General features: G+C 68.1%; 1 protein-coding gene. It reads left to right on the top strand.

Annotated elements, in window-relative coordinates; genetic code table 11:
* The first annotated feature begins 558 nt into the window (after positions 1 to 558).
* Positions 559 to 14,304, top strand: a complete 13,746-nt coding sequence (locus ISO16_RS19105) for a non-ribosomal peptide synthetase (RefSeq protein WP_072633997.1) — start codon at positions 559 to 561, stop codon at positions 14,302 to 14,304.
* Positions 14,305 to 14,307: the final 3 nt, after the last annotated feature.

Below are 14,307 nucleotides of genomic sequence, written 5' to 3'. Positions count from 1 at the left end.
AATCACACACTCCGGGTCCGAAAATTCCCATACGTTCCTCAACGTTGTGCCCTGAGTATCAAAAGAGGCAGGGCGGGCTGCGCACCGATCACGACAGAACGGTCCGAACTCTTCCCACCTTGCCGATATGGAATCCCGAATATTGCGACACGAGCAGGCGGGAGCCTATGCTGTGCAAGCACGCCGGCTCACACAGCCGCGGGAATTACACCGGCCGTCGCAGGGAACGGGCCACCCCGCTTCCGGTGCGACGCCCGGACCGGGGCGCACGCGGAAAGAAGGTTGCGCATCGGCATCTTCTCTTGCACCGATATCAGCCCGCCCGCCTGAATTGCCACCGATTGTCGGTGGCAATTCGGTGAAGGGCTGTGCCCGTTCCTGAAACCTCCCACGAGCGCCGGCCGAGACAGTGCGCCCGTTCGTTCGTCGCGCACAGCGTCCCGCATCGGATGCGCCACCGTCATTTCCAGGACACAAGGGACCGATATGGCCGCCCCATCCCTACGCCACCACGCACATCCATTCCCCGATGGTCAGATTCCCCCCGAAGCGTTCCCCTTGTCACCGGCTCAGTACGGGATCTGGTTGGCGCAGCAGCTCGCCCCCCAGGTCCCCTTCGTCATCGCCCAGTACGTGGAATTTCCCGGGCCGTTGGATCTCGATCTGTTGCGTGCCGTGTCCGAAACCGCCGGTCGCGAGTTCGAGACCGTCTTCCTGCGCCTGATCGAGATCGACGGGCGCCCGTTCCAGATCGTCGATCGGGAACTCGACTTCCGGACGGAGATTCTGGACTTCCGCGACCGGCGTGAGCCGAGGGCCGCCGCCGAGGAATGGCTCCGGCGAGACGTCGAACGCCCCGTCGACCTGCTCGCCGACCGGATGTGCAAGATCGCGGTCCTGTGCATCGACGACTCCGACTTCCTGGTCTACGTCAAAGCCCATCACATCGTGCTGGACGGTTACGGGGCAATGATCCTTATGAATCGGGGCGCGGAGTTGTACGCCGCCGCACTCGAGGGCCGCGCGGCGGACGCCGGACCGTCGACAGACCTCCACACCCTGTACGAACGGGACCGGAAGTATCGAGCATCGCGCAGGTTCGCCGCCGATCGTGACTACTGGTCGCAGCGGATGCTGGCCGCGCCCAACGGAACCGGAGACACCGCAGTGCCTCCGGCCGTCACGTCCCTCGTCGAGACTGCGGAGTTGTCCCCAGCCGCCTCCGATCACCTGCAGGGGTCCGCCAAGACGATGAACGCAACGCCGACGGCGGTCGTTCTCGCGGCTTTCGCATGCTTCTTCTCGCGGCTGTCCGGCAGCGGCGACGTACTCGTCAACATCCCTGTCTCCGCTCGCACAACCGCACAGCTACGACATTCGGCCGGCATGTTGGTCAACGTCGTCCCGCTGCGGATCGCGGTTCACGCCGAGGACACGCTCGGTGAGCTTGTCGGGCGGATGCAGCTCGAACTGCTGGGAGCGTTACGCCATCAGGGCTGCGGGATCGAGGACATCCGGCGCTCCACGGGGAACGCGGTGTCCCGCTTCTCGGTGCCCCTCGTCAATGTGATGCTCTTCGAGCAGGAGCTGGGACTGGGCGCGGTCCCCGGCACGGTCCATGTCCTGTCCCGGGGACCGGTCGGCGATCGAATGATCAGTGTCTGTCCCGGCGGTTCACCGGCGACGACCACGATCGAATTCCGCGCCAATCCGAATCGGTATCGAGAAGACGAGATACGCCGGCAGTGCACCCAGATCGCGGAACTTCTCGAAGAATTCGTCACTGCGGATCCGGGAACCCCCCTCGGCTCCATCCATCGCACGAGCGCGCGTGAGGCGGAACGCCGCTTCCGGGACGCATCGCTCGTGGACTACTGGACATCGACACTGGCGAGGCTGCCCACGCCGCCGGAGCTGCCGATCGGCCCCTCGCCGATCCGCCATACGAAAGATCCTGCGACAGTTCGGTTCCCGATCGACGACGACTCGTGCCGCGCCGTGGTCGCGCTGGCCGCCGAGCAGCACGTCGATTCGTTCGTCGTTCTGCATGCCGCGGTGTCGGTACTGTTGGCACGCCTCGGCGGTGTCGACGACGTCGCGATCGGCACTCCGGTTCCGCGCACCGGAGTATCCGACGCCGAGGTGGACGGTGTCGTCAGCGCCCTCGTCCTGCGTGCTCGTGCCGGTTCCGCGATGAGATTCGACGACCTGGTTGCGCAGCTCGGCCGAACCGACCGGGAGGCCTTCGAACATGCCGACGTGTCCCCGCGACGTCTGGCCGAGGCACTGGGTCCGAGTCAGGACGGGACTCGGTCACCGTTGTATCGGGTGACGCTCGAACATCACGTCGAGGCACAGTCTTCCGCCAGCGAGCCGGATACGTGCACGGCAACGACCTACGACAGCATGTGCTTCGGCACAGCGGACCTGCAGATCTCCGTGACCGAGCGGCGGAACCGCATCACCACCGGCATGAGCGTGAGCATGCGGTATGCGACCGAGCCGATCGCCGAGGGGACCGTCTGCGGGTTCGCGAACCGGTTCACGCGGATTCTGACGGCGATCGCGGCGGATGCGTCCGTGCGGATCGGCGACATCGATCTGCTCGGCCCGGAGGAACGGGAGACTCTGGTACCGGCGCGGGGCCCGGACGGAGTCCCGGTGCGACGTCTGCCGGACATCCTCGCGGCTGCGGCGTCCGCGGACCCGGAGGCCATTGCGGTGTCGTGTGGGACGGTCCGGATCTCCTACCGAACACTCGACGAGCAGACGAACCGGCTGGCACGGCGCCTGATCGACCTCGGTGCGGGTCCGGAACGCTTCGTCGCGATCGGGATCGAGCGGTCGGCCGACTCGGTGGTGGCGGTATGGGCGGTAACCAAGGCGGGCGCGGCGTTCGTGCCGGTGGATCCGACCTACCCGGCCGAGCGGATCGAGTTCATGCTGGACGACTGCGGCGCGGTCCTGGGACTGACGACGGTCTCCCAGCGTGCTCGGATGCCGGAACGCGTGCGGTGGGTGGTGCTCGACGATCCCCGGATGGCCGACCCGCCGGCCCGGCGCGGGACGGCGGTGGCCGATACGGACCGCGTGATGCCGCTGAGGGCGGATCATCCGGCGTACCTGATCTACACCTCGGGGTCGACGGGGACGCCGAAAGGTGTCGTGATCACGCATCGCGGACTGGCGAACCTCGTGGCCTTTGCGGCGGCATCGGCCGAGCCGGGGGCGCGCGTATGGCACGGCGCGTCGCCCAGTTTCGATCTGGCAGTGCTCGAGATGCTCCTCGCGTTCGGTGTCGGGGCTCAGCTGGTCGTAGCACCCTCCGGGGTGTACGGCGGCGCCGAACTCGCACGACTGCTCGCCGCCGAGCACGTCACGCACTGGTGTGCCACCCCGGCGGTCCTGTCCACCCTCGACCCGAGAAGTCTGGACGACCTGGTCTTCGTGATCGTCGGCGGCGAATCGTGTCCCCCGGGCCTCGTGGAGCGGTGGGCACCGGGCCGGCGCATGGTCAACGGGTACGGTCCCAGCGAGGCCACGGTGCAGGCGACGACCGAAGATCTTCTGCCCGGCGACGGCGTCGGACTCGGGAATCCGGGGCCGGGATTCGAAGCGATCGTGCTCGACGCACGCCTGCATCCCGTACCCGTCGGCGTCGTCGGGGAACTCTACCTGTCGGGACCGGCTCTGGCGCGGGGGTACCACCGCCGGTCCGGGACCACCGCGACGCGGTTCGTGGCGGATCCGTTCGGGGCACCGGGACGGCGGATGTACCGCACCGGAGACCTGATGCGCTGGTCGACCGGGACGAGCGCACCGGTCGGCGGAACCTCGCTACTGCGGCTCGAGTACGTCGGACGCGCGGATCTTCAGGTGAAGCTGCGAGGCCGGCGAATCGAGCTCGGCGAGGTGGAGGCGGCGTTGCTCCGCCACGACCGGGTGGGTCAGGCAGTGGCGGTGCTCCGGGTCGACGGTGGAATCGAGCATCTCGTGGGCTACGTGGTGCCCCGCCCGGGCGAGGTCGTCGACGGGGCAGAGGTACAGAAGTCGGTGGCGACCGCGCTGCCCGACTTCCTGGTGCCCGCGGTAGTGGTGGTGCTGGCCGCGATGCCCGTCACCGCCAACGGCAAGATCGACCGGAATGCACTGCCGGTCCCGACGTTCGGAGGATCGGCGTACCGGCCGCCGCGCACGGCGCTGGAACGGACCCTGGTTGGGGCCTTCGCCCAGGTACTCGGCGTCGCCCCCGACCGGGTAGGCCTCGACGACGGCTTCTTCGACCTCGGCGGGGACTCGCTGCTGGCCACGGGACTCGTCGCCCGGATCCGCGGGACCCTACGGGCCGAGGTACCGATCAGGACCGTCTTCGAGGCCCCGACCGTCGCCGGACTGGTACCGCGGCTCGCGGAGTGCGGTGTTGCGCGGCCGCCGCTCGTCCCGCAGCGGCGACCGAAGCGGATTCCGTTGTCCTACGCCCAGAGTCGACTGTGGTTCATCCACCGATACGAGGGGCCGTCGACGACGTACAACCTTCCGATGGCGGCGCGTCTCCGCGGGGAAGTGGACGTCGCGGCCATGGTGGCGGCCTTCACCGATGTGGTCACCCGTCACGAGAGCCTGCGCACGGTGTTCGGGGAGGAAGAGGGCATTCCCTTCCAACAGATCCTGCCGGTCGACGAGGTCACGCTGTCGCTCCCCGTGACAACGGTGTCCGGCGAACTCATGGCCGACGCGGTCGGGGCGGAGGTCGCGTACCGCTTCGATCTCTCCACCGAAATCCCCATACGCGCGGCGCTGCTTCGGCAATCTCCCGACGAGCACGTTCTGGTGCTCGTGCTCCACCACATCGCCGGCGACGGCGCCTCCATGGTCCCCCTGGTGCGCGACGTCATGACCGCATACGCGGCCCGGGCCGCAGGATCGGCGCCGAACTGGGATCCGCTGCCGGTGCAGTATGCGGACTACGCGCTGTGGCAGCGGGAGATGCTCGGTACGGAGACCGATCCGGACAGTATGCTCTATCGCCAGTTCGAGTACTGGCGAGCAGAATTGGCAGATGCGCCGGAGCAGCTCCGCTTGCCGACGGATCGAATCCGGCCTCCGGTGCAGTCGTTCGAGGGCGGAACGGTCGAGTTCACCGTCGATGCGTCGCTGCGGGAAGCAGTCGACGGGCTGGCCCGCTCACGCGGAGCGACCACATCGATGGTGATGCAGTCGGCACTGGCCGTGCTACTGCACAAGCTCGGCGCCGGAACCGACATCCTCATCGGCGGTCCGGTAGCGGGCCGTACCGATGAGCTGCTGGCCGACCTGGTGGGGTTCTTCGTCAACTCCTGGGTGCTGCGCGTCGATCTGTCCGGACTCGACAATTTCACAGCGGTTCTCGACCAGGTGCGGGCAAAGGCGCTGGCCGCGTACGAGAATCAGGACGCGCCGTTCGAACGCCTCGTCGAACTGCTCAATCCGGTCCGGTCCACCGCGCATCACGCATTGTTCCAGGTCGCGATGGCGTTGCAGAACAACCCGCTTCCTGTGCTCGACTATCCCGGGCTCCAGGTCGCGATGGAGCCGGTGACGGCCGGCGTGGCCCGATTCGACCTGTTCTTCAGCCTGTCCGACGTTCCGGCGACACCGCATTCGCCCGGAGGGATGCGGGGAACGATCGAGTACGCGAGCGATCTGTTCGATCGCAGCACCGTGCAGCAGATCGCGGCGCACTTCGTCCGGGTTCTCACGTCGATGGTGACGTGTCCGCAACGCCGCTTCGGCCTGGTGGACCTGCTCGAACCGCACGAGCGCGTGCAGGTGTTGCAGGAGTGGAACGGCACGACGGTGACCGTCCCGGACACAACGGTACCGATGCTGTTCGCCCGGCAGGTGTCCGCCGACCCGGATGCGGTGGCGCTCACGTCCGGTACCGAACAGTGGACGTACCGGGAGCTGGCGGCTCGCGCGACCCGATTGGCCCACCGGTTGATCGACCTCGGGGTGGGCCCGGAGTCGGTCGTGGCGGTCGCCCTGGATCGTTCGGCGGCATCGATCGTGGCCCTGCTGGCGGTGTCGACGGCCGGCGGCGCGTATCTGCCGATCGACCCGGGCTATCCCGGTGAACGCACCAGGTTCATCCTCGAGGACGCCGCTCCGCTCCTGGTGCTGAGCGACGCTGTCGTCGCCGGTCGATTGCGGTCCCCGGCATGCCCCGTGCTGCTCCTCGACGCCGGCGGAGCATCGGTCGGCGACCCGACGACGCGAGTCGGTCCCGTCACCGATTCCGATCGGCGAATGCCACTGCGTCCCGAGCATCCGGCATATCTCATCTACACCTCGGGCTCGACCGGCGTGCCGAAGGGCGTGACGATCACCCACCGCAATCTCGTCCACCTGGTCTCGCACGGCTGGCCCGCGAACCGGCCGCGGGAGCGGATGTCGATGACGTCCTCGCCGGGTTTCGATGCGTCCGTGTACGAAATCTGGCCGGCCCTGCTCACCGGCGCCGAACTCGTGCTCGCCCCGCCCGGGCCGGCAGATCCGATGGATATCGCGCAGACGGTGCTCGACCACGGTGTCACAGCCGTGTTCGTCTCGACTCCGATGTTCCATCTGCTTGCCGATCCCGGCATCGCCACGGACGGGGTATGGGATCACGTGGACCAGGTGGTCACGGCTGGTGCGGCGCTGTTCCCGGCGGCCGTCGACCGCTTCCGCGCCGCGCATCCCGGCCCCCTCGTGGTCAACGCATACGGACCGACGGAGACCACCGTCTGCGCCACCCTGTATCCGGTGCCGACCACCCACGAACCGGGCAGCAGCTCGGTGCCGATCGGAACACCCATCGAGGGCGTGCAGGTGTTCGTGCTCGATGCCGGCCTGCAACCGGTACCGGTCGGGGTGCCCGGGGAGCTGTACCTGGCCGGCGCGGGCGTCGGACGCGGCTACCACGGCCGGCCGGCGATGACGGCGGGCCGGTTCGTCGCATGCCCGTTCGGGGCGCCCGGGCAGCGGATGTACCGGTCGGGGGATCTCGTGGCATGGCGGTCCCGCGAACGCACGGAAACCGGGCGGGTGAGAGCCGCAGACCTCGAATTCGTCGGCCGCGTCGACGACCAGCTCGAGATCCGTGGATTCCGGGTCGAGCCCGGTGAGGTCGAGGCGGTCCTGACTTCCCATCCCGCAGTCGCACAGGCGGCGGTGGTCCCGCGCGCGGTACCGGGTGACATCGCGAGCACGCAGCTGGTCGGATATGTCGTCCTCGACCGGGACCTGACCCTGCGGGCGGAGGCAGCCCGGGAGTCGGAAGCGGTCGAGCGCTGGCAGGCTCTGTACGACGACGTGTACTCGGACGCGGCGGCGGCCGTCCCCGCCTCACCGGCACTGTCGCTCGACGAGGACTTCGGCGGCTGGAACGCCAGCGCCACCGGTCGACCACTGCCCCTCGACGAGATGCGGCAGTGGCGGGACGCGGCCGTGCAGTCGATCCGGACGCTGCGACCGCACCGGCTGCTCGAACTCGGCGCGGGCTCGGGATTGCTGCTCGCCGAACTCGCCCCCGAATGCGGCGAGTACTGGGCGACGGACTTCGCCGCATCGGCGATCGCGTCGCTGCATGCCAAGGTGGCCGGACAACCGTGGGCGCAGCGGGTGCGGCTTCGGACGCAGCCCGCTCACGTGACCAACGGTCTTCCCGAAGGCCACTTCGACACCGTGGTGCTCAACTCGGTGGTCCAGTACTTCCCCGACGCCGCGTATCTGCTCGAGGTACTCGGAGAGGCACTGCGACTGCTCACGCCCGGCGGGGCGCTGTACCTCGGCGACGTTCGGAACCTGGCATCGTTGCCACAGTTCGCGGCCGGAGTGGAACTCGCGCGTGCCGGCGTGACAGACACCGCATCGGTCGTTCGCGAACGGGTCCGCCGAGCGATGCTCACCGAGCGGGAATTGCTGCTCGCTCCCGAATTCTTCACCTCACTGCCGCAGCACCTGACCGGCATCGCAGGGGCAGAGATCCAGCTCGGCCGGATGCACGCGGTCAACGAACTCAGCTGCCACCGCTATCAGGTGATCCTGCGTACCGATCCGGCGCCGGTCCGCTCCCTCGGAGACGCCCCGAGGCAACCGTGGCGCCGGTGGGGAACGATGGCGGCCCTGTGCGACCACCTCCGCGCACATCGGCCGGACATGTTGCGTGTCGACGGGGTACCGCACGCCGGGCTGGTGCGTGCCGTCGCGCTGGCCGACCGGCTCGACGAGGCACCCGATGACGTGCCGGTGCAGAACCTGCTCGACGGAGCTCCGACGCAAGACGGCTGGATGCCGCACGACTTGGATTCCGTCGGAAAGGAACTCGGATACTCGATCGCGGTGACCTGGTCCCCCACGCCGGGCGGGATGGACGCCGTCTTCATCGCCGGGGAGACGAGCGACACCTATCCCGCCGCCGTGACGGATGTGTATCTCCCGGCGGGACCGATCGGTCCACTCGCTCGATACGTCAACGACCCCGCCGCGAGTACCCGCATCGACGAGATCCGCCGCTTCGTCTCCGAGCGACTTCCGGACTTCATGGTTCCGTCCGCACTCGTGCACATGGCCGCTCTCCCCTTGACCGCGCACGGAAAGCTCGACCATCGGGCACTGCCGGCACCGGAGTTCGCGATCCCGGGCGCTGACGTCCAGGCGCCGTCGACACCCACCGAGGAGACACTGGCCGCCGTCTTCGCCGAAGTGCTGGGACTCGGGCGGGTCGGAGCGCACGATTCCTTCTTCGCGCTCGGCGGGGACTCGATCATGTCGATCCAGCTCGTCGCACGGGCGAAGGCGGCGGGTGTGCTCATCTCGCCACGAGACGTGTTCGAACACAAGACCGTTTCGGCGTTGGCCGCCGTGGCCACCTCCCTCGCACAGGGCCACGAGGCGCTTCCGGAACTGCCCGGAGGAGGAATCGGCGACATCACCCCGCTCCCGATCCACCGATGGCTGTTCGAACGCGGCGGTGGCCTCGACCGATTCTCCCAATCCGTGTTGCTCACCCTCCCCGCCGAGGCGGACGAGGCGAATCTGACGGCCGCTCTGCAGGCGGTCGTGGATGCGCACGACATGCTGCGCGCACGACTGCACCTCCCCTCGGAGTCCGCATCCGGATGGGGCCTCGAAACACGTCCGGCCGGAACGGTACACGCGGACAAGCTGTTCCTTCGGATACCGGTCGACTCGGTCACCGGCCCGGACTTCACCTCCACCATCGGGGCGGCACTCGATGCCGCGACCGGGCGGCTCGACCCCACGTCCGGGATCGTGCTGCAAGCGGTGTGGTTCGATGCGGGACCGATCGGCAGGTTGCTGCTGGTGGCCCATCACCTGGTGATCGACGGCGTGTCGTGGCGCATCCTGGTGCCGGACCTCGCCACCGCGTGGGGAAGGACCGTCGCAGGACTCGAGCCCGAACTCGAAGCCGAGCACACCTCGATGCGCCGATGGGCCCACGGGCTGCGCGAGGAATCCCGCAGCGAAAACCGGCGCGCAGAACTGGATCTGTGGCAGGACATGCTCTCGGTCGAGGAGCCTCCCCTGGGCTCGCGGTTCCTCGACACTGCGAAGGATGTCGGTGCCACCCTCGACACGATCACCGTCGACGTGCCGACCGTCACCACCGAGATCCTCCTCACCGCACTGCCGGCCGCCGTCCACGGCGGCGTGAACGACGGCCTCCTCACAGCCCTCGGCGCAGCGGTGATCACGTGGTGCCGCGCTCGCGGACAGGACACCGATCGGGTCCTGGTCGGGCTCGAAGGCCACGGTCGGGAAGAACAGGTGGTACCCGGCGCCGACCTGTCCCGGACGGTCGGGTGGTTCACCACCATGTTCCCGGTGCGGCTCGATCTGTCCGGAATCGATTCGTCCGAGGTGTTCGCGACGGGCACCGGAAGAGGTATCGATGCGGTCAAAGCGGTCAAGGAACAACTCCTCGCAGTTCCCGACCACGGCATCGGGTACGGCATGCTGCGCTGGATCGACGACGAGTACCGCACGACGCTCGAGTCCCGTCCCGAACCGCAGATCGTCTTCAACTATCTCGGCCGGGTCGCGACCACCTCGTCGGGAAGCGCCCGAGAGGCCGGATGGATACCGATCGCCGACATCGATCTCGGGCCCGGCACAGATCCGGCTCAGCCGGCGGCCGCCGCGGTGGCGGTCAACGCCGTCGTCGTCGACACGGACACCGGGCCGATGCTGCGCACATCGTTCACGTTCCCGACCGGCGTGCTGGCGACGGACGAGGTAACCGATCTGGCACAACGGTGGCGGCAGGCCCTGATCGCGCTGGCCCTCGACACCACGGTGCCCGGCGCCGGCGGCCACACACCGTCGGATCTGTCCTTGGTGCCGCTGTCCCAGCGCGCGATCGACGATCTCGAGCACCGCTGTCCGGGGCTCGAGGACGTCTGGCCGTTGACTCCCCTGCAGAGCGGCCTGCTGTTCCACGCCATCCAGGCGGACTCCGTCGACGCCTACACGGTGCAACTCACCCTGCATCTGCAGGGGCGGATCGACCCGCGGCGCCTGCGGGATGCGGCTGCGGCCGTCGTGGTCCGACACCCGAACCTGCGGGTCGCCTTCGTACTCGACGAGGGCAACCCGGTCCAGGTCGTCCAGCGCGGGATCGAACTCCCGCTCCGCGAGATCGATCTGACGGCCGTCGACGTCGCCGTCCGCGACACCGAGCTGGACCGGATCCTGACCGAGGACCGGCTCGCGCGCTTCGACACCGCCGTCGCGCCACTGCTGCGACTGACCCTGATCCGGATGGGACCCGACGACTTCCGGCTGCTGTTCACCAATCACCACGTCCTGCTCGACGGGTGGTCTGCGCCGCTGCTACTGAAGGAACTGCTCGTCCTCTACGCCGGTGCGGGTGACACATCGGTCCTGCCCCCACCCCACGCCTACCGGGACTATCTGATCTGGCTCGGCCGCCAGGATTCCGACGCCGCATGTTCGGCATGGTCCCGCTATCTGAGGGGAGTCGACGGCCCGACTCTGCTCGTCCCGGGCCGGCGAGGTGAGCCGGTGGGTGCCGTCTCCGAGGAAACGTCCCGGACGCTCGGCGAGGACCGGACACGACAGCTCGAGGCATTCGCACGCACGCATTCCCTGACGCTCAACACCCTCGTGCAGGTCGCGTGGGGGATTGTGCTGGCCACGCTCACCTCGCTTCGCGACGTCGTGTTCGGCAGCACCGTCTCCGGCCGACAGGCGACGGTGCCCGGCATCGAGGAGATGGTCGGGCTGTTCATCAATACCGTGCCGGTACGCATCAGCGTCGATCCGAACAGGACCCTCACGGAGTTGCTCGAACGGGTCCGCGCCGAACAGACCGAGTTGCTCGACAGTCACCACGTCGGGCTGGCGGACATCCAACGGGCAGCCGGGCCGGCCGCCGTCTTCGACACGCTGACGGTGTTCGAGTCGTATCCCGTCGACCGGGCCGCGTTGAGTCGGGCCACCGATGTCGCCGGCATGCGAGTGACTCATGTGACCGCCCGCGACTCCGGTCACTACCCCGTTGCACTGATCGCACACACCGACCCCCTGCTGCACCTGCGCATCAGCTACCGACCCGACCTGTACGACCGCGGAAGTGCCGAGCAGACCCTGAGGCGGGTCGTCCGAGTGCTCGACGCCGTCGTCGACGAACCCGAGACGACGCTCGGTCGGTTGAACCTGCTCGACGAAGCCGAACGTCGGCGTCTGGCTCCGGTCGGGAGTTCCCCGGCGGTCCCGGTATCCGAGGCGACGTGGACCGAGATGCTCGCAGGACAGGTAGCCCGCCATCGGGACGCGATCGCAGTCGTCGGGAACGGAGAACAACTGACCTATGCAGACTTCGGAGCCCGGATCAGCCGGCTGGCGCGATGGTTGATCTCCCGGGGCGTCCGTCCCGAGGCGCCCGTGATCGTGGCGATGCGTCGATCCGTCGACCAGCTGGTGGCGACGCTCGCGATCCTCGAAGCCGGAGGCGTGTACGTGCCGATCGACCCTGATCACCCAGCTGAACGTATCGCACACGTCCTCGAAACTGCACAGCCGATGTGCGTGCTGGCCTCGGAAGGGATCGAGCTGCCGGGAACAGTGCCTGTGACACGCACGGACGCCCTCGATCTGTCCGGATTTCCTGCGTCTCCCGTCACCGATACCGACCGGCTCGCGCCGGTACGGCCGGACAACACCGCGTACGTGATCTTCACGTCGGGCTCGACGGGCACACCCAAGGGAGTGACGGTGACCCACCGGGGGCTGACAACTCCGGCGCAGTGGTGTGCGGGTGTCGCCGACTCCGAATCCCGGGTTCTGCACGCAATCTCACCCAGTTTCGACGCATCGCTGCTGGAGTACCTCACGGCCGTCGCGGCCGGCGGACAGCTGGTGGTGGCGCCACCCACGGTGTACGGAGGCGCCGAGATGAAGGCGCTTCTGCGTACCGCGCGGATCACGCATCTGTACATCACCCCCACCGTGCTGGCCACCATCGATCCGTCGGGGCTGGACGAACTCGCATTCGTGTGCGTCGGCGGTGAGACGTGTCCACCGTGGCTCGTCGAGCGATGGGCGACCGGCAGACGCATGGTCAACGGGTACGGACCCACCGAGACGACGGTGATGTCGAATGTCCGCGACCCGTTGGCGGCGGACGAACCGATCACGCTCGGCGTACCGATGCGCGGATTCGCCGAGGTGGTGACGGATCGGCGGATACAGCCGGTGCCGGTCGGGGTGAGCGGGGAACTGTACGTGGCGGGTCCGGGACTGGCCCGCGGATACCACCGGCAACCGGGAACGACGGCAACCCGATTCGTGGCCGACCCGTTCGGAGCGCCGGGACGACGGATGTACCGCACCGGTGACCTGGTGCGGTGGACGGACACGACCGGGCGACTCGAACCGGAATATGTGGGGCGTTCCGACTTCCAGGTGAAGGTGCGGGGATTGCGCATCGAACTGGAAGAGGTAGAGGCGGCGCTGGTGCGGCACCCCGCGGTTGCCCAGGCCGTGGCCGTGGTCCGCGACGGTGGGCGGGGCGAGCAATTGGTCGCCTACATCGTGCCCGCACACGCACCGGCCGACCCGGCGGAGATCCTCCGTTCCCTGGCAGCCGTGCTGCCGTCGTACATGGTGCCGGTGGCATTGACAGTGCTCCCGGCGATGCCGGTGACACCCACCGGGAAAGTGGATCGGGCGGCGCTACCGGCCCCGGAGTTCAGCCGGTCGGAGTATCGGTCCCCGCGCACCGACACCGAGCGCATCGTTGCGGAGGCCTTCGCGTCGGGGCTCGACCTGGAACGCGTCGGGATCGACGACAACTTCTTCGACCTCGGAGGAAACTCTCTCAGCGCCGTTCGTGTCGCCGCCATCCTGAAATCGACACTCTCCGGGGACGTCCCGTTACCGCTGATCTTCCTCGCACCCACACCGGCAGGCCTGGCACATCGCCTGGATACCCGTCCCGGTGGGGGCACGCCGTCGACGATCGAGGCGCTCGAAGTGCTGATCCCGCTCCGGGCGGGGGGCAGCCGTACTCCACTGTTCTGCGTGCACCCCGCGATCGGCATCTCCTGGGTGTACGCCGGACTGTTGCGGTACCTTCCCGACCGTGCCGTGTACGGCCTTCAGCTCCCCCTCCTCTCCGGCGGGCCGGCCTATGCGTCCCACCACGCCCTCGCCCATCGCTACGTCGAGGAGCTGCGGGCGGTGCGACCGCACGGCCCCTACCACCTGCTCGGCTGGTCGCAGGGCGGCCTGATCGCGCACCACATGGCGGTCCAACTGCGAAGCGCGGGAGAGGCCGTCGATCTCGTGATGCTCGACTACTACCCGATCGAGCGCGCTCGAAAAGAGCTGACTCTCGCGGAGGTTCTCGTCAGCTTGGGTATCGACGCCGACAGCGCCGAGCCTACGGACATTTCGTTCGACACCGCGCTCACTCAGGTGAACCGTATGCTCGGGCACGAAACAGGTCTCACACCAAGCGATCTCGAGCGCATACTGGGGGCGTACGCCGAGGTGCACCGCACCGGACCGGAACTCGGGCTGGAGGTATTCGACGGCGACATGCTGTTCTTCGCTGCCGCGAACTCGTTGGACGACTCGGGCGAGACATCACCGGGGCTGTGGCGGAAGACCGTGACGGGCTCGATCGTCGAGCACGTCGTCGCGGGTGATCACCTGCATATGATGAATCCCGAAGCGACCTCGGTCATCGGCCCGATTCTGGCGGACCATCTCGGTCGAATCGATGAGCGCCACTGATCT

The sequence above is a fragment of the Rhodococcus sp. M8 genome, assembly GCF_015654185.1.
Lineage (GTDB): Bacteria > Actinomycetota > Actinomycetes > Mycobacteriales > Mycobacteriaceae > Rhodococcus > Rhodococcus aetherivorans.
Note: the sequence above shows the minus strand (reverse complement) of the source record. Positions and strands in the feature narration are given on the sequence as shown.